The sequence below is a fragment of the Hymenobacter sp. H14-R3 genome, assembly GCF_030063445.1.
Classification (GTDB): domain Bacteria; phylum Bacteroidota; class Bacteroidia; order Cytophagales; family Hymenobacteraceae; genus Hymenobacter.
Genome location: NZ_JASITD010000024.1, coordinates 38,698 through 57,591, shown reverse-complemented (window position 1 = coordinate 57,591; position 18,894 = coordinate 38,698). Strand labels below are relative to the sequence as shown.

Annotated in this window: 9 protein-coding genes; all 9 read left to right on the top strand. The window is 61.0% G+C overall.

Annotation, left to right across the window (positions count from 1 at the left end; translation table 11 throughout):
• The first annotated feature begins 18 nt into the window (after window positions 1–18).
• On the top strand, window positions 19–813 hold the full coding sequence (locus QMK33_RS18540; protein WP_283566112.1) for an enoyl-CoA hydratase/isomerase family protein: 795 nt from the start codon (window positions 19–21) through the stop codon (window positions 811–813).
• A 95-nt stretch (window positions 814–908) separates the two neighbouring features.
• Window positions 909–2,423 (top strand): lipopolysaccharide biosynthesis protein, encoded by a 1,515-nt coding sequence (locus tag QMK33_RS18535; protein ID WP_283566111.1) that lies wholly within the window; start codon window positions 909–911, stop codon window positions 2,421–2,423.
• 395 nt (window positions 2,424–2,818) lie between these two features.
• Window positions 2,819–3,172, top strand: a complete 354-nt coding sequence (locus QMK33_RS23525; protein ID WP_349361785.1) for a Sec-independent protein translocase subunit TatA/TatB — start codon at window positions 2,819–2,821, stop codon at window positions 3,170–3,172.
• 42 nt (window positions 3,173–3,214) lie between these two features.
• Window positions 3,215–3,739, top strand: coding sequence for a Sec-independent protein translocase subunit TatA/TatB (locus tag QMK33_RS23520; RefSeq protein ID WP_349361784.1), 525 nt, complete (start codon window positions 3,215–3,217; stop codon window positions 3,737–3,739).
• A 12-nt stretch (window positions 3,740–3,751) separates the two neighbouring features.
• On the top strand, window positions 3,752–5,188 hold the full coding sequence (gatA, locus tag QMK33_RS18520) for an Asp-tRNA(Asn)/Glu-tRNA(Gln) amidotransferase subunit GatA (protein ID WP_283566110.1): 1,437 nt from the start codon (window positions 3,752–3,754) through the stop codon (window positions 5,186–5,188).
• A 116-nt stretch (window positions 5,189–5,304) separates the two neighbouring features.
• Window positions 5,305–7,533, top strand: coding sequence for a LysM peptidoglycan-binding domain-containing protein (locus QMK33_RS18515; RefSeq protein ID WP_283566109.1), 2,229 nt, complete (start codon window positions 5,305–5,307; stop codon window positions 7,531–7,533).
• 159 nt (window positions 7,534–7,692) lie between these two features.
• On the top strand, window positions 7,693–9,966 hold the full coding sequence (locus QMK33_RS18510) for an NADP-dependent malic enzyme (RefSeq protein ID WP_283566108.1): 2,274 nt from the start codon (window positions 7,693–7,695) through the stop codon (window positions 9,964–9,966).
• 167 nt (window positions 9,967–10,133) lie between these two features.
• Window positions 10,134–10,739, top strand: a complete 606-nt coding sequence (gene ruvA / locus QMK33_RS18505) for a Holliday junction branch migration protein RuvA (RefSeq protein WP_283566107.1) — start codon at window positions 10,134–10,136, stop codon at window positions 10,737–10,739.
• A gap of 181 nt (window positions 10,740–10,920) precedes the next feature.
• Window positions 10,921–18,789 carry a T9SS outer membrane translocon Sov/SprA gene (gene sov, locus QMK33_RS18500; protein ID WP_283566106.1) on the top strand — a complete coding sequence of 2,623 codons (7,869 nt, stop codon included), beginning with the start codon at window positions 10,921–10,923 and terminating at the stop codon, window positions 18,787–18,789.
• Window positions 18,790–18,894: the final 105 nt, after the last annotated feature.

Sequence of the window (18,894 nt, the reverse complement as noted above, 5' to 3'; positions counted from 1 at the left end):
CACCCTTTCTTGCTCGCAATGGCTACTTCGTTCGAAAACCTACTCTATGACCTGGATGCTGCTTCCGGCATTCTAACCATCACGCTCAACCGGCCTACTAAGCTCAATGCGCTGAATGCGGCGACCATTGACGAGCTGGGTCAGGCTATTGACCAAGCGCGGGCCGATGCAGCCGTACGGGGCATTCTGCTCACGGGCAGCGGCGAAAAAGCTTTTGTGGCTGGAGCCGATATTGCTGAGCTGGCCTCCCTCGATGGCCCCGGTGCCCAAGACGCCGCTGCGCGGGGCCAAGCTGTGTTCCGCCGCTTCGAAACCAGCCCCAAGCCGGTGGTGGCAGCTGTAAACGGCTTTGCGCTCGGTGGCGGTTGCGAGCTGGCCATGGCCTGTCACCTGCGCGTGGCCTCCGACAATGCCCGCTTCGGCCAGCCCGAAGTGAACCTGGGCCTACTGCCCGGCTACGGCGGCACCCAGCGCCTGGTGCAGCTGGTGGGCAAAGGCAAAGCCCTGGAGCTGCTACTCACCGCCGACCAGATAAAGGCCGACGAAGCTTTACGCCTGGGCTTAGCCAACCATGTGGTGCCTCAAGGTGAGCTTATCAGCTTTTGCAAAGCCTTGCTAAGCAAGATTATAAGCAAAGCTCCCGTTGCCATCGGGCTCACCATAGACTGCGTTAATAACTTCTTCGATGAGGGCGGCGCGGCCGGCTTCACGGCCGAAGCAGCTGCGTTTGGGCAGGCTTTTGATACAGCCGATTTTAAAGAGGGCACGGCAGCCTTCCTGGAAAAACGGCCGGCTGTGTTCAAGGGGAATTAAGAATAATGGATTAGCAACCAGTAAATAACCAGGCCATAACTACTTGGTTATTTGCTGGTTGCTGAAACATGATTTTTAATTTATACGTAAGCTCAATGAGTATTGCTAAAAAGCTTGCCTCCCAAACGGCTATCTACGGGGTTAGCAGCATTGTGGGGCGGGTGCTCAGCTACCTGCTGGTGCCGATATATACGGGGCATTTTGCGGCGGCAGAGTATGGAGTAGTGACGGGGCTGTACGCCTACGTGTCGTTTCTGAACGTAGTATTTACCTACGGGCTCGAGACCACATTTTTTCGCTTTGCCAACCGGCCGGGCGAGGACCGCCGCGAGCTCTACAACCGCACGTTGAGCCTATTGCTACTCAGTAGCGTGGTGCTGACGGCCTTACTCATGCTGCTGGCCCGGCCCTTGCTGGCGCTGCTGCACCTGCCGCCCGGCCACGAGGAATACGCCCTGTGGGTGGCGCTCATTTTGGGCCTCGATGCGGTGGCTGCACTGCCATTTGCCCGCCTGCGGCTGGAGAATAAAGCCCGTAAGTTTGCCGCTATTCGCCTCACCAACATCCTGTTGTACGTAGGGCTGAATCTGTTTTTTGTAGTGCTGTGCCCGGCCGTAGTGCAAAGCTCGGCCAGTAGCCTGCTGGCTTCGCTAAAGCCTTTGGTGGCAGCAGTGTACGACCCTAGTATGGGGGTAGGCTACATCTTTTTATCCAACTTGGCGGCCTCAGCGCTCACGCTACTACTGCTGGGCCGCGAGCTGCTGGACTTCCGCTTTCGGTGGCCCAACTTCAGCTTTTTGCGGCCGTTGCTGGCCTATGCCCTGCCCCTGATGCTGATGGGCCTGGCGGGCATGGTGAACGAGATGCTCGACCGCATTTTGCTGCCGGCTTGGCTACCGGAGGGTTTTTACCCTGGCCAGAGCCGCCTGGGGGCAGTGGGCGTGTACGGGGCGTGCTACAAGCTCAGCATCTTTATGTCGCTGATAATTCAGGCGTTTCGCTACGCGGCTGAGCCGTTCTTCTTCGCGCAAAGCACTGAGAAGAATTCGCCGGCCACGTTTGCCCTGGTACTCAAATGGTTTACGCTGTGCTGCGCGTTTATCTTTGTTGGTATCAGCCTGAATCTGAGCTGGATAGGGCCGCTCTTTTTACGGCGACCCGAGTACCTGGAGGGGTTGGGCGTAGTACCCATCCTGCTGCTGGCCAACCTGTTTTTGGGGGTGTACTACAATTTATCGGTCTGGTTCAAGCTCACTGATAAAACGTATTTTGGCACCTACATTGGGGCGGCGGGCGCGGTGCTCACCATTGTCCTCAACTTCGTGCTGATTCCGGTAATGGGCTACCAGGGTAGCGCCTGGGCCACGCTGGCGTGCTACTTTATGATGGCCGCTATTTGCTGGTGGCTGGGCGAGCGGCACTTCCCGGTGCCTTACCCGGTGGGCCGGCTGCTGCTGTGGCTGCTGGGGGCCGTGCTGCTGGTGGGGTTGGGCCGGGCGGGTGGGCAGCACCTGCGCCCACTGGCAAGCTACGCGCTGGGGCTAGGCTTGCCGCTGGCCTACGCCGGGCTGATATATGCGGTAGAAGGCCGGCGTAAACTGGCAGCATAGGGCAGAAAAAAAGCATCGAATAGAATTCGATGCCTTTCTGAGCTATGAAAACAAACTTAGCCAACTTCCTATGCCTCGACAGGCTGCGCGAGCAACGTTGCCGGGGTTAAGGCTGCTAACCGATACAAAGGTGCATCGGGTAAGGGGTAAGTGCCAACGATTTTTCGCTGAATGCACAGCTTATGGGTCTTAACAGTGCGTTAACCTCGCTAATTCAGAATTGACAATTTCAGAAATGGGCATTAAACTTCAGAAATTGGGGTTTACCTATGTGCGGCTACAGCAGGCGTGTTGGCGGCACTGGGCAGCAAACCGATACCTTTGCCCGTCCAAAGCTTCGTCTATTACGTATCTTCGTTCTCATCACTATACGCGGCCTCCTGGCCGTCCTACCCATGCTACTAACCACGCTTTTTCTGTTTCTCGGCAATCCCCGAACCATCATTTTTATCATCTTCGTTTTGGTACTGTTCTTCGGAGCCAAGCGAATTCCGGAGCTTTTCCGGGGCGTGGGGCAGGGCGTGCGTGAGTTTAAGGACGCTACGAATAACGTGGAGCAGCCCGCTAACCCCAACTACAACCAGCAGCCCAACGGCTACCCCAATCAGCCAGGATACCCCAACCAGCAGAACCAAGCTTACAACAACCAGCAGGGCTACCCCCAGCAGCCCCAGCCCTACAACCAGCCCCAGCCGAACCAGATTCCGCCGGCTCCCTATAACAACCCCACTAACACGCCGGCTAGCTAAGCAGCCCGCACGTTTTATTTCTCGCTTTTATTCTTCGTACTCATGCAATCTCCCCTGCTTTTTCTAGGCGACATCGGCGGCTCCGAGCTGATTTTGATAATGGTCGTTATTCTTATCTTCTTTGGTGCCAACAAGATACCTGAGCTGGCGCGGGGCCTGGGTAAGGGCATTCGCGAATTCAAGGACGCCAGTAGCGAGATTCGGAACGAGTTTGAGCGCGCCGGCCAGCCCAACGCTAACCAGAACTACAACCCGAACCAAGCTTACAACCCCAACCAAGGCCAGGGCTACAACCCGAACCAGGCTCAAGGCTATAACCCCAACCAGCCCCAGGGCTACGACCCCAACCAGCCCTACCAGCCGCAGAACCAGGATTACTCGCAGCAGCCGGCTCCGTACCAGCCCGCGCCCGCTTCGGGCGACTACGTGGCCCCAGTAGCTGACTATACTGCCCCGGCTGCCGTAGATTTGCCCGCGGCGGCCCAGCCCACTTACCACCAGAGCACGCCCATCCCGCCCACCACGGATGGTATACCCGGCACGCGGCCGCGCCTCGACCAGCCCTAAACCGACCAAGATTTGAAACCTCTTTTTTCCTCCCTTTCGGAAATTCAGCGCGAGCTGGCAGCGGGCACCACGTCCTGCTGCCAGCTCGTTGAGTATTACCTTGATAACATTGCGCAGCGTAATGCCGAGCTTAATGTTTTCCTGGAAGTATGGGCCGATGAGGCTCGCCAGCAGGCCATTATTGTGGACGAAAAACTGGCCCAGGGCACGGCCGGCAAGCTCGCCGGCATGGTCATCGGGCTCAAGGATGTGCTAGCATACCAGGGGCACGCCCTGCAAAGCAGCAGCCGCATTCTCGACGGGTTCAAGTCGCTTTTCACCGGTACGGCCGTGCAACGGCTGCTGGCTGAGGACGCCATTTTTATTGGCCGTCAGAACTGCGACGAGTTTGCCATGGGCGGCTCGAACGAGAACTCGGCCTTTGGGCCGGTGCGCAATGCTCAGGACCCCAGCCGGGTGCCGGGCGGCTCGTCGGGCGGCTCGGCGGTGGCGGTGCAGGCCGATATGTGCCTGGCATCCATTGGCTCTGACACAGGCGGCTCGGTGCGGCAGCCAGCGGCGTTTTGCGGCGTGGTGGGGCTGAAGCCTACTTACTCACGCATTTCGCGCTACGGGCTGGTGGCGTTTGCCTCGTCGTTTGACCAAATTGGACCAATTACGCACTCGGTAGAAGATGCCGCCCGCCTGCTGGAGGTGATGGCCGGGGCCGATGACTTCGACAGCACCGCCAGCCAGCAGCCCGTGCCGCTCTATACGGCCCTACTTGCCCCAGCGGCGCAGTACCGCATAGGCTACCTCGCCAATGCTATTGACCGCGACGGCTTGCAGCCCGAAGTGCACACGGCCTTGGAAAGTACCCTCGCCACCCTGCGTAGCCAGGGGCACGTCGTGGAAGCCATGGACTTTCCGCTGCTGGAGGAGATGATTCCGACCTACTACATCCTCACCACGGCCGAGGCTAGCTCCAACCTGTCGCGCTTCGATGGCGTGAAGTACGGCTTCCGTGCGCCCGACGTAACGGACCTGGAATCGCTGTATAAAAAGACGCGGTCGCAGGGCTTTGGCCCCGAGGTGCAGCGGCGTATAATGCTGGGCACCTTTGTGTTGAGTGCCAGCTACTACGACGCTTACTATACCAAAGCCCAGCGCGTGCGCCGGCTCATCAAGGAGAAAACCGACGAGCTACTGCGCCAGTACGATTTCCTGGTGCTGCCCACCACGCCCACCACGGCGTTTAAGATTGGCGAGAAGCAAGACCCGGTTTCGATGTACCTGGCCGACATTTTTACGGTGCAGGCTTCATTGGCCGGCGTGCCCGCCATTTCGATACCCGCCGGAGTCGATGAGGAGGGAATGCCCATTGGCTTACAGATTATGAGTGGCGCTTTCCGGGAGGCTGATTTACTGGCTTTTGCCAATACTCTGATGCCCGTGGAGGTGGCCAATTAAGTTAGCCAGCGGCTTTAGCATTGCGCGCGGCGCGCAACGGTACCGGCTACCCAGCCGTACTGTTGCGCGCCGCGTTTCGTTTAGATTGTTCAGTAATTGCGATTTACCTTAGCCCTATGAAAGCTTTACACCAACTACCGGCCCCTACTACCACCTCGCGCAAGCCGCGACTGGTGCGGCGGCTGTTGGTGTTGGCCCTGGCCCTGGGCAGCTTGCCGGCCGTGGCCCAGCGGGGGCACCACCGCCGCGAGGTGGCCCCGGCTCCGCAGCCCAATCTTATTCCGGGCGATACCATTCAGCAAGTGGTGGAGCTACCGGCCGCCACGCTCGACTCGCTGGCCGTTGAGCCGCTGACCGAACCCGCCGTGGACTTGGCCCGGCTGGTGTGGCTGCAAACGCCGGCTACGCTTTACGAAACGGTGGGCGACCGCATGGGCTGCATCGAAACGCAGGCCCCGCACCAGTTTAACGCGGCGGTACTGGCCTACGTGCGGCTGTTTACCGAGCGGCAGCGCGGCTACACCCAGCGCGTGCTGGAGCGCGAGCAGTTCTACTTTCCCACTTTTGAGAAGTACCTGACGCAGTACAACTTACCCATCGAACTCAAGTACCTAGCCGTGGTAGAGTCGGCGCTGATACCCACGGCCAAGTCGCCGGTGGGAGCCGTGGGCCTGTGGCAGTTTATGCCTCCTACCGCCGGCGACCTGCGCCTCAAGCGCGACGAGTGGGTGGATGAGCGCATGCACCCCGAGAAGGCCACCGAGGCCGCCTGCAAGCACCTGCGCTACCTCTACGGCGTGTTTCACGACTGGGAGCTGGTATTGGCCGCCTACAACTGGGGCGCGGGCAACATGCAGCGCGTGATGCGCAAAACCGGCAAGCGCAGCTTCTGGGAGCTGTACCCGCACTTGCCCGCCGAAACGCGCAACTACGTGCCCACCTTCACGGCCATTATGTACGCCATGAAGTATGCGCCTGAGCACAGCCTCAACGACCCCACGCTGCGCTACCAAGTGTACGAGCAGCTCGACACGCTGGGCGTACGCGGCCAGGCTTTTGACCTGCGCCGCCTCAGCCGCGCCCTGGGCTACACCGACTCGCTCACCATGGGCCGCTACAACCCCGAGGTGCGCCACGGCAGCCTGCCCGCCGGCTACCGGCCCTACGTGCTGCGCTACCCCAGCACCGCCCGCGAGCGCCTAGCCGATGTAGACTACGCCACGCTATTGGCCTACTGCCAGCCAATCAGTGACTTACCGCAGGAGCTTCCCGTGCGGCTGGTGGGGCTGCCCGGGTCGGCCTGGCCCACGCCGGGGGGCGCACTGGCGGCGGGCGGTGCCCAGCCAGCAGTTGGCAACGCGGCCCCGCGCTACCGGCGCGTGTACTACACCGTGCGCCGCGGCCAGACGATTGCCACGGTAGCCGAAAAATTTGACGTGAGCCCAGCCCAGGTACGGCGCTGGAACGAGTTGCCCCAACGGGCCATTGTGAAGCCCGGCCGCGAGCTGCTGGTACTGGTGCCGCTACCGCCAGCCGCCGCCCCCGCAGCTACGGTAGCCGTAGCCCTGCCCGCAGTGCCGCGCCACGCCGCGCCCGCCGACAGCGCCCTACTGGCCCTGGCCAGCGCCAATGCCCGCTACACCCGCGAAGCCCAGGCCAGCGCCTTGCGCGAAGCCGACCAAGCCAAAGACTTGCTGCGCGCCCAGCGGCAGCAAGCCGCCCGCGTGGTGGCCCAGCAGCAGCGGGCCATTTTTCAGGCGGCGGCGCTGGCTAAAGCCACCGCGAAGGAAGAAAAAGCGGCGCAGCTGGCGGTTGCTACGAATGCCGCCGTCGTTTCGGAAGAAGCAACTGTCAGCGCCGACACCAGCCGCGCCGCCGAGCCTATCCAGCGCCGCCGAAGCAAGTCATTATCTATTAATACGTTAGCTTTTCAGGAAAACGCCCAGGTAGCCCCGGCTGCTAAGCCGGGGGCTGTAGGCCCAAAGGGAGAAATATACACCGTGCGGTTTGGCGACAACCTGAGCGCGCTGGCCCACGACCGCGGCACCACCGTGGCGCAGATGCAGGAGTGGAACCACCTCAGTACCGAAACCCTGGTGGTGGGCCAGCGGCTGCGCTTTGCAGCGCCCGCCCCCGATGCGGTAGCTACCCGCGCGGCGCGCCCCCGCACCACCGAGCGGGCCGAGCTGCATTTCAGCACGCATACGGTGCAACCCGGCGACACGCTCTATAATATTTCGCAGCGCTTTAAGGTGAGCGTGCAGGAGTTACAGCGCCTCAACCACCTGACCTCCGATAAGGTGAAGCTCAAGCTGGGCCAGAAGCTGGTGGTGCAGGCCAGCTAGTAGCGGCGCAGTGCAACGGGGAATAAGTTATTCTGCAAAATATTAATAACTATACTATTATTAGTGTTGGCAAAACTAAAAACCGGGGATTACCAGGGGTAATCCGGCTTTTTAGCCGGAACTTGCCACCTCGCGCCAGACAACCAGCTGCCAATTCCTATGCTCAAAATAAACAGAGAAGACGCTCTCGCCTACCACGAACAAAGCCCCCAGGGCAAAATCGAAGTGGTGCCCACCAAGCCCGTGAGCACCCAGCTCGACCTGGCGCTGGCCTACTCGCCGGGCGTGGCCGAGCCGTGCAAGGAAATTGCCAAAAACCCCGACGATGTGTACAAGTATACCGCCAAGGGCAACCTAGTAGCCGTTATCTCGAACGGCACGGCGGTGCTAGGCCTGGGCAACATCGGCCCCGCCGCCAGCAAGCCCGTGATGGAAGGTAAAGGCGTGCTGTTTAAGAAGTTCGCGGGCATCGACTGCTTCGATATTGAGATTGACGCCACCGACCCTGATGAGTTTATTCGTATTGTGAAGGCCCTGGAGCCCACCTTTGGCGGCATCAACCTGGAGGACATCAAGGCTCCCGAGTGCTTCCGCATCGAAACGGAGCTGCGCAAGCTGATGAAGATTCCGCTGATGCACGACGACCAGCACGGTACGGCCATCATTACGGCGGCGGCGTTGCTGAACGCGCTGGAAGTGGTGGGCAAAAAGATTGACGAAATCAAGCTGGTGGTGAGCGGCGCGGGTGCGGCGGCCATTTCCTGCCTGCGGTTGTACCTCTCGCTGGGCCTGCGGAAAGAAAACCTGCTTGTCTTTGATAAAGACGGCATTATCAACCCCGCTCGCACCGACCTGGCCGACATGCAGATGCAGTTTGCCACCGAGCAGGCGGTCACGACTATGCGCGAGGCCCTAGTTGGGGCCGACGTGTTCCTGGGCCTGTCGGCGGCCAACGTGCTGCCGGCCGAGTTTCTACTGGGCATGGCCAACAACCCCATCGTGTTTGCCCTGGCCAACCCCGACCCCGAAATTGCTTACGAGGTAGCCATGGGCACCCGGCCCGACCTCATTATGGCCACCGGCCGCTCGGACCACCCCAACCAGGTGAACAACGTGCTGGGCTTCCCCTACATTTTCCGGGGCGCGCTCGACGTGCGAGCCACCGAGATAAATGAGGCCATGAAGCTGGCTGCCGTGCACGCTCTGGCCGAGCTGAGCAAGGAGGCCGTACCCGATATCGTGAACAACGCCTACGGCGACAACACGCTCACCTTTGGCCGCAACTATCTGATACCTAAGCCATTGGACCCGCGGCTGATTACCAGTATTTCGCCGGCTGTGGCGCGGGCCGCCATGGAAAGCGGCGTGGCCCGCAAGCCCATTACCGACTGGACGGCCTACGAGGACGAGCTGCGCGCCCGCCTGGGCGTGGACCGCAAGCTGATGAACCGCATCACGTCGGCGGCCCGCACCAACCCCAAGCGCGTGGTGTTTGCCGAGGCCGACAACTACAAGATTCTCAAGGCCGCGCAGCTGGTGCGCGACGAAGGCATTGCGCACCCCATTTTGCTAGGGCAGCACGCCCGTATTCAGGCTATTGCCACGGAGAATAATCTCGACCTGGAAGGCTGCGAGATTATTGATGTTCTGCAGGATAACGACAAGCGCAATGAGTACGCGGAGTTGATTTACCAGAAGCGGCAGCGCCGGGGCATCACCCTCTACGAAGGCAAGCGCCTGATGCGCGAGCGCAACTACTACGCGGCCATGATGGTGGAAACCGGCGCGGCCGATGCCTGCATCACGGGCCTCACCAAAGACTACGGCAAAAGCCTCATTCCGGCGCTGCAGGTAATTGGGCCGGCCGAAGGCGTGCGACGCGTGTCGTCGATGTACATTATCCAGCATCGCAAGGGGCCGTATTTCTTTGCCGATACTACCGTGAACATCGACCCTACGGCCGAAGAAATGGTGGAGATTATCGGCCTCGCGGCGCGGGCGGTGCGCTTTTTCGATGCCGAGCCGCGGGTGGCTGTCATCAGCTACTCCAACTTTGGCTCGAACGCCGGGGGCACGCTGCCCGAAAAAACCCGCCGCGCCACCCAACTGGCCAAGCAGCGCTACCCCGACCTGCTGCTCGACGGCGAAATGCAGGCCAACGTGGCCCTCAACCCGCAGCTGCTGCAAGAAAACTACGGCTTCTCGCCCCTGGCCGAAAAAGGCGCTAACACCCTGATTTTCCCCAACGTAGAGTCGGGCAACATTGCCTACAAAGTGCTGCAGGAGATTGGCGGGGCCGAGGTAATCGGGCCGGTGCTGATGGGCATGCGCAAGCCGGTGCACATTTTGCAGCTCGGCGCTAGCGTGCGCGACATCGTGAACATGACCGCTATTGCGGTGGTCGAAGCCCAGCGCGAAGGCAAAACGCTGTAGGGCGGGAGCTTGGGGGATGAAGATTCCATGTTATTTTTGAAGGATTGAACGCGGGCAGCAAATAGCCGGAAATTACTTTTCGACTGCTTGCTGCCCGTTTTGATAGCCACCAGCCAACCCTGCCCCGGCGTGGCTGCTGTAGCCAGCCTCACCCCCAGCCCACCCCCATGATTGCATACCTCGACGGTAAACTTGCTTATAAAGACCCTACTCAGGCCATTATCGACACCAATGGCGTGGGCTACGAGGTCAAGATTTCGCTGGCCACCTACTCCAAGCTGCCCATTGAGCTGGAGAAAGTGAAGGTGTACACGTACCAGCACGTGAAGGAAGACGGGCAAACGCTCTACGGCTTCCTCGACCCCAATGAGAAGGCCCTGTTTCTGCACTTGATATCGGTGTCGGGCATTGGGCCGGGCACGGGCATCAACATGGTGAGCAGCATGGGCGTGGGCGAGATTCGCCAGGCCATTGTGAACGAAGATGTGCGGGCCATCCAGAGTATCAAGGGCGTAGGGCCCAAAACCGCCCAGCGCGTGATACTGGAACTGAAAGACAAGCTGCGTAAAGACGAGCTGCTGGCCAAAGCCGGGGTAGACACCGTGCCCCTGGCCCGCCAGCACAATACGCAGCGCCAAGAGGCGTTGCAGGCATTAGTCATGCTGGGGTTTGCCCGTGCCGCCGCTGAGAAAAATCTGGACCAGATTCAGCACAAGCACGGCAACGACCTGAGCGTGGAAGAACTCATTAAGTTTGCCCTGAAGTCGCACTAAGTAGCGGCAAGGGGAAGGGCACACCGGCGGCTGCGAGGCGGGCGGTGTCCCGGCCCCGGCCTGCTGGTGCGCCCACGGTGGCGGCCCGCCAACTCACGCCTGCCCAGTGGGGTAGTTGCTTTGCTTTTCCTGCTTAAATCCGGCTTCCCGTGTTGCCACGGCCGCCGCACCTGCTATCTGCTTGAAGTCTCTACTGTCTGCTGGTTCTAAAATCGCTACCCCTGGCGCGCTGCTGGCAGCGGCCATGGTATCGTCGGTGCTGCTGGCGGCCGTGTGGGCAGCCCCGGCGGGAGCGGCCGGCCGCCGATACCCGGCTGCGTGGTCTACGTGGGTGGCCCGGCTGGGGTTGCCGCCGCAAGGCGTGCCCAGCCAAACCGCCCCCGCCGACACCGGCCGCTACCGGCCCAGCCGCCGCCCGCGCCTGCGCACCGTGCGCGACCGCCAGGGCAGCCGCTTCTCGCCCACTGGCCGGCGCTCGCCGCTCATTTTGCCGCTGCCCAAAACGGTGCAGCTGCAAGTAACGCCCGACGATAGCCTCAAGAACTACAATGTGCGCGAAACGGTGGGTGGCAACGTGGACTACCGCAGCCCCACTGTCATCTCGCAGGAGGAGCTGCTCAAGTTTCAGGAGCGGCAGGCCATCAACGACTACTACCGGCAGAAGGCTATGGGCGGCGTGGCCGGCGCGCCCGCCGCGCCGGGCAGCGCCCAGGCCCAGCGCCTGATTCCGAAAATCTACCTCGGGCCCATTGCCGACCGCATTTTTGGTGGCTCGTACATTGATATTCGGCCCGCGGGCTCGCTCACGCTCAAGGCGGGGGCCAAGTACAACGTGAACCGCAACCCCGCCCTCACGCTGCGCCAGCAGAGCGTGGGCGACTTCATTTTTGAGCAAAACATGAACTTGAGCCTGAGCGGCCAGGTGGGCACCAAGCTCAAGCTCACGTTCAATTACGACACCAAGGCGGCGTTCGACTTCGACAATCAGATGAAGTTTGACTACGCCGGGCAGCCGACCGACATCCTGCGCAAGCTGGACCTCGGCAACGTGAGCATGCCCCTCAACAACTCGCTGATAACGGGCGGCTCCAACCTGTTTGGCATCAAAACGCAGTTGCAATTTGGGCGGCTGGGCGTGACGGCGGTGGCGGCCACGCTGCGCGGCTCGCAGGACGAGGTGCGGGTGCAGAACGGCGCGCAAAGCCGCACGTTTGAGCTCAAGGCCAGCCAGTATGAGAAGGACCGACACTACTTTTTGTCGCAGTTTTTTCGCGACCGCTACGACCAGGCCCTGCGCGGGCTGCCCACGGTGCAGAGCGGCTTCGAGATTCGGCGCCTCGAAGTGTGGGTGACCAACGACAACCGCACCACCGACAACCTGCGCAACGTGGTGTCGCTGATGGACCTGGGCGAGCCCCGCCTGGACCGCCTCTACCGGCCGCAGTTTTACAACACCCTCGGCGCGGCCACCCCCGTTACCCCAGCCAAAAACCAGGTCAACTACCTCTACCAGTCGCTGCCCCTAACGGGGTCGGCGGGCCGCAATAACTTGCAGGTAGAAAGCTACTTAGCTAACCTGGCCACGCCCGGCGGCCCCGTGCCGCTGGTGAAAAGCCTTGACTACGAGCGCCTGCGCGCCCGCAAGCTCGACCCGCGCGAATACACCTTCAATGCCCAGCTCGGCTACGTGAACCTGAACACGGCCCTGCTGCCCGACCAGGTGCTGGCCGTGAGCTACGAGTACCTCTACAACGGCAAGCCCTACACGGTGGGCGAAACCCAGACCGAGTACCAGGGTGCCCAGGCCGACGAGGTTATCTTCCTGAAGATGCTGAAGGCCACCAACCCCGGCGTGGGCGTGGCCGACCCCGCCGTGAACCCCGCCAACCCCAACCTGCTGACGCGCAACACGCCAACCTGGGACTTGATGATGAAAAACATCTATCCCCTCAACACCTCGCAGATAAACCGCGACAACTTTCAGCTCCAGCTCATTTACAAGGATGACATTACGGGGGTGGATTTGATTTCGTTGAAGGAGGGCGTGCGGGTGCAGAACGTACCGCTGATTCAGGTGCTGGGGCTGGACCGGGTGAATGCCAACAACGACCGCAACGCCGACGGCAACTTCGACTTTTTCCCGGGCATCACCATCGACCCCGAGCTGGGTAAAATCATTTTTCCCAGCGTGCAGCCGTTTGGCTCGTACCTGGCCGCGCAGTTTGATACGCTGGGCACGCAGCCCGGTAGCAACGTGGCCAACGAGAAGGCACTGGCCCAGAAATACGTGTACCGCGCCCTATACAACCAGACGCAGAGCGACGCCCAGCAGCAGCAAACCAAGGACAAGTTCTTTCTGCGCGGCCGCTACCAGGGCACCAGCACCGACGAGATTACGCTGCCCGGCATTGGGGTGGCGCAGGGCTCGGTGCGAGTGTACGCGGGCAGCACCCTACTCACCGAGGGCGTTGACTACCAGGTATTTTACGACCAGGCCAAGGTGAAGATTCTCAACCCGGCCTACCTCAACTCGGCCAACGAGCTGCGGGTGGCCTTCGAGAAGAACGCGCTGGTGCAGGTGCAGCCGCGCAAGCTGGTGGGCACCCGCCTCGACTACGCCCTTAATAAGGACGTGATTCTAGGGGGCACGGCCATGCACATTCTGGAAAACCAGGCCCCCGGCATCAACCGGGTGAATATTGGCGATGAGCCAGCCAACAACACCATCCTGGGGGCCGACATCAGCCTGCGTAAAGACAGCCGCGTACTGACCAAGCTGGTCGACCGCCTGCCCTTTTTGGCGACCAAGGAAATATCGACGGTGGCCTTTACCGGCGAGGTGGCCAAGCTTATTGCGGGCCGCTCGCAGCTGGGCCGCGGCGAAAACGGCGTGAGCTACCTCGACGACTTTGAGAACGCCCGCACGCCCTACACGCTGGGCGGGCTGGCCGCCATTCCAGCGTGGCGGCTGGCGGCTACGCCCACGCCCGTTTTGGGCAGCACCAGCAACGGCCTCGACAACGGCTACCGCCGCGCCAAGCTGGCCTGGTACACCGTAGACCAGAGCTACTACACCAACGGCCCCAACGTGCCGGCCGGCATTGCGGCCACCACGCTCCAAAACCACTACACGCGGGGCATTCCGCGCAGCGAGGTATTCCCTAACAAGGACCTGGGCGCCACCGGCAACGGCTTCGAGTACACCTTCGACATGGCGTATTACCCCGGCGAGCGGGGGCCGTATAACTATACGCCGAATGTTCAGACTACCACTAACCCGGCCACCAATGGCCATTTCTTTACTTCGGCAACGGGCTCAGGAATAAACAAATACGCAGGTATTTCGCGGGGCATTACGTTTGACACTGACTTTGATAACTCTAACGTCGAGTATCTGGAATTCTGGCTACTCGACCCATTTATCACAGGTGCAAACGGACTTGCCAATGCCCTCAACTCAAACCCGAACAATCTGGACCCGAGCAATCCTGTGCCTTTTGATGATAAGCAACTGACCAACCCGCAAAGCGGCGGTGGCGACCTTATTCTCAACCTGGGCAACGTGAGCGAGGACGTGCTGCGCGACCAGGGCCAGCACGAGTTTGAGAACGGCCTGCCGGTGCCCGGCGACGACCCGGCCACCTTTGTGCAGCCCACGGTGTGGGGCAACGTGACCACGCAGCAGTTTTTGCTCGATGCCTTCAATGCCACGCCCGGCGCGCGCGCCAGCCAAGACATCGGCCTCGACGGTTTGACCAACGCCCAGGAGCAGGTATTTTTCAACAATATTGCGGGCTACGGCGCGCTGGCCGACCCGTCGAACGACGACTTCCGCCACCACCTCGACCCGAGCTACAACGACAACAACACCCAGATTCTGGGCCGCTACAAAGACTACGACAACTACGAGGGCAACTCGCCCGAAAACTCGCAGCTCAGCTCCACGGCCTACCCTGATAAGGAGGACCTGAACCGCGACAACGTGATTCAGACCACCGAGCAGTACTACGAATACCCCATTCACCTGGTGCCCGGCCAGCTGGAAATCGGCCAGAACTACATCACCGACAAGGTGATAGCCCCGGTGGCCCCCGTGGGCACGGGCTCGACTACCACCGAGAACGTGACGTGGTACCAGTTCCGCATTCCCATTCGCACGCCGCAACGCGTGGAAGGTAATGGCGGCCAGCCGTTTGGCTTCAAAAATATTCGCTTCATGCGGATGTACATGACCAAGTGGCAGCAGCCGGTGGTGCTGCGCATGGTGCAGCCGCAGTTTGTGGCCAACCAGTGGCGCCAGTACCTGAGCCGCATCGTGGACCCCAACATTCAGGTGCCCGGCATTGGCACGGCTACCGATGCCGATGCCTTCGCCATTTCGACGGTGAGCGTGGAGGAAAACGGCCCTTCGATAGCCACCACCACCGGCACCATCCCCTACCTGGTGCCGCCCAATATCACCCGCGATGTGGAGTACGGCTCCACGGCCGTATCGCGCCGGCAGAACGAGCAGAGCCTGCGCCTGACCGTAACCAACCTGCGCGATGGCTACGCCAAGGGTGCTTACAAGAACCTGACTACCAATTTGTTACGCTATAAGCGTCTACGGATGTACTTCCACGCCGAATCGCCCGATGCGCGCATATTGACGGGCGATGCCCGCGCGTTTATTCGCATCGGTACCGACTACAGCCAGAATTACTACGAGTACTCGCTGCCGCTCACGTTCACCCTTGCGGGCAGCGCCGACGCGGCTACCCAGCTGGGCGTGTGGCCCGAGGCCAACAACATCGACGTGGCCTTGCAGGACTTTATCGATGCCAAGGCCGCTCGCAACCTGGCCATTACCAACCGGGTGCAGGGCGTGAGCTACACCGTAGCTTTCCCCTACCCGCTGGCCAACGGCGCGGTTATCAACATCATTGGCAACCCCGACTTTTCGCAGGTGCAGGGCGCGATGATTGGTATTTTGAACCCCGCCAAAACGCTGACTGACCTCAACGACGATGGCAACCCCAAAACCATTACGCTGTGGGCTGATGAGCTGCGGGTGTTTGACTTTGACAGCCAGGGGGGCTGGGCCGCCAATGCCCGCCTAAATGTGAAGCTGGCCGACCTGGCCAACATCACGGCCACCGGTTCGTTTATTGGCGTGGGCTTCGGGGGCTTGCAGGACAAGGCGCAGCAGCGCTCGACCAGCGACATTCTGCGCGGCGACCTCAACGCCACGGTGGCGGCCGAGAAGTTCCTGCCCCCCCAGCTGCGCCTGAAGGTGCCGGTGCTGGTGCAGGCCGGCCGCCAAACCATCACGCCGCAGTACGACCCCCTCGACCCCGATACCAAGCTGGAGCAGAGCCTGCTGAAATTTCAGAACAACCCCGCCGCTGCCGCCGCCTACAAAAACCTGGTGGTGGACCGCACTACCACCCGCAGCATCTCGGTGCTGAACGTGCGCAAGGACCGCGCCCCCACCCAAACCAAGCAGCACCCCTGGGACATTGAGAACGTGGCCGTGAGCTACGCCATTACCGAGCGCCTGCACACCGACATCAACACCCAGCGCGACTACACGCAGTCGTACACCGCGGCCCTGGCCTACCTCTACCAAACGCAGCCGCGCAACTACACGCCCTTCGCCAGCTTCAAGGCCCTGGACAATCCGTACCTCAAGATTTTCCAGCAAATCAACTTCACGCCCCTGCCCTCGCGCTTTTCGTTCCGCACCGACCTCGACCGGCGCTACAACGAGCGCTTTTTGCAGCGCGTAACCGAGCCCGGCTCGCTGCCCAGTACGGCCGGCATTGCGGGGGTTTTCTACAAGTCCTTCTACATCAGTCGGATATATGACCTGAAGTGGGACCTCACCAAGTCGCTTATTCTGGACTACACGGCCACCAACCGGGGCGTGATTGACGAGGGCGTGGGCCAGAGCGTGGGTAATGACGCCGTGGCCGTTGCCAACCGGGCTGAGCAGTGGAATAACCTGAAGAAGGGCGGCCGCACCACCAACTTCAACCAGAACATCGCCCTCACCTACCGCCTGCCGCTCGACAAGTTTCCGCTCACAGACTGGCTGTCGGCCGACACGCGCTACTCGGCGCACTACAGCTGGCAGGCGGCCTCCACGGCGCTTAGCATTCCGTTCCCGGACCCGCGAGCGTCCAGCGACTCGTTGCTGCGCCTGGGCAACACCATTCAGAACAATGCGGAACTCAGCGCCAATGGCAAAATTGATTTAGTGAAGCTTTATAATAAAGTTAAGTTCCTCAATATCATCAACAACGCGCCGCCGCCGCCACCCCGGCCGCAGCCCGCGGTGGTTGACCCCAACAACCCCACGGCCGCCATCCGCCCCACCCCAATAGAGCCCGACACGGCCAAGAAGGACCCGTTGCGCTTCGTGAAGGCCGTACTACGGGCCGTGATGACGGCGCGCAGCCTCAACTTCACCTACTCCCGCTCGAATGGCACGCTGCTACCGGGCTACTTGCCTAGCACCCAGTTTTTTGGCTTGAACAACCGGCAGGCGCTGGGCGGCCTGGCCCCGGGCGTGCCGTTTATATTTGGCCAGCAGTACGAGCCCACTGCCCTCTACAACCTGGCCAGCAACAACGGCTGGTACACCGACCAGAGCCAGTACCTGAATACGCCCCTGTCTAATATCCTCACCGAGAACCTCACGGCCCGCACCACCCTGGAGCCGTTCCGGGGTTTCAACATTCAGCTTGACTTGCTGCGCCAGAAAGTGCGTAACAGCGAAGCATACTACCGCCGGGCCATTGACACGACCAACGCGTTTTACAAGCAGTACGGCACGCTAACGCCGCTTGACCTGCCCACCACTGACCCCAACTACCTGGCCCCCACCCAAGCGCTGGGTACGGGCTCGTACACGGTGAGCACCGTCACCATCCAAACCCTGTTTGGCGACCTCAGTGCCAACGGCGAAATCAGCAAGGCCTTCGAGCGCTTCGTGCAAAACCGGGCCATTGTGCAGCAGCGCTTGCAGGCAAGCGGGCGCCCCATCGGCGTGCAGGATGTGGTGACTACGCCTGCCTCGGGCAATACTCCTGCGGTATATACCCGCCGGGCTACCAACCTCTACAGCTACAACTCGCAGGACGTGCTGCTGCAAAGCTTCCTCGATGCCTACCACGGCAAGTCGTCGGACGGCTACGAGGCCAAGAGCTTTAACCCCTTCGCGGTAATTCCGCTGCCCAACTGGCGCGTCGACTACAACGGCTTCTCCGACCTGCCGGGCATCCGCGACGTGTTCCGCTCGTTCACGCTCAACCACGCCTACTCGTCGCGTTACAATATGGGCGGCTACACCACCTCTACCGGTTACGGTGACCAACCAGTATTTGGCCTCGATGTGCCACCCGCACAGCCGGGGCAGGCACAGGGGCCGGTGCCGTTCACTTCCAACTCTACTGGTCAAATTGTACCCTACTACGTTATCGGGCAGGTAAGCATTATCGAAAGCCTGACGCCTTTAATTGGGGTTAACTTTCAGACGGTGAATAATGTAACCGGCCGGGTGCAGTACAACACCAACCGCGCCGTAGCCCTCAACATTACCAACGCTCAGGTAACCGAACTGCACACCACCGAGCTGATTATCGGCTTGGGCTACGCGGCCACCGGCCTGCGGCTGCCCTTCCGGGTGGGCGGCGAGCAGCGTGTGCTAAAGAACAACCTCACCGCCCGCATGGACCTGAGCATCCGCGACAACTCCACCATTCAGCGCAGCATCCTGGGCTCGATTGACCCCATTCCGGCCACCACGGGCGGCGTAGTATCTGGCACCACGCCGCCAGTAGTAGCGCTACCCTCGCCCGCAGTAGTGGGCTTTGTGGGCACCGCCACCAGCCAGATTACCAACGGCTCGCTGCAAATGCAGCTGCGCCCCACCATCGACTACCTGCTCAACGCCCGCCTCAACCTCCAGTTCTACTTCAGCCAGACCATCACGCAGCCCCGCGTGAGCAACGCCTTCCGCAACGCCACCACCGAGGGCGGCCTGCAGTTGCGCTACAGCCTGCAATAGGCAAAGTAGGGTAAGCTTTAGCTTGCCGCCGCCCACCGGATAACGCCCGAAGATTATCCGGCCCAACCCAAGCCACATACTACGCGCGCCACCGTATTTTTGCGC

What these genes read in the sequence shown, in the direction of transcription:
- QMK33_RS18540 (WP_283566112.1), top strand. Translation starts at nt 19, where the DNA reads ATGGCTACTTCGTTCGAAAACCTACTCTATGACCTGGATGCTGCTTCC.
- QMK33_RS18535 (WP_283566111.1), top strand. Translation starts at nt 909, where the DNA reads ATGAGTATTGCTAAAAAGCTTGCCTCCCAAACGGCTATCTACGGGGTT.
- QMK33_RS23525 (WP_349361785.1), top strand. Translation starts at nt 2,819, where the DNA reads ATGCTACTAACCACGCTTTTTCTGTTTCTCGGCAATCCCCGAACCATC.
- QMK33_RS23520 (WP_349361784.1), top strand. Translation starts at nt 3,215, where the DNA reads ATGCAATCTCCCCTGCTTTTTCTAGGCGACATCGGCGGCTCCGAGCTG.
- QMK33_RS18515 (WP_283566109.1), top strand. Translation starts at nt 5,305, where the DNA reads ATGAAAGCTTTACACCAACTACCGGCCCCTACTACCACCTCGCGCAAG.
- QMK33_RS18510 (WP_283566108.1), top strand. Translation starts at nt 7,693, where the DNA reads ATGCTCAAAATAAACAGAGAAGACGCTCTCGCCTACCACGAACAAAGC.
- ruvA (WP_283566107.1), top strand. Translation starts at nt 10,134, where the DNA reads ATGATTGCATACCTCGACGGTAAACTTGCTTATAAAGACCCTACTCAG.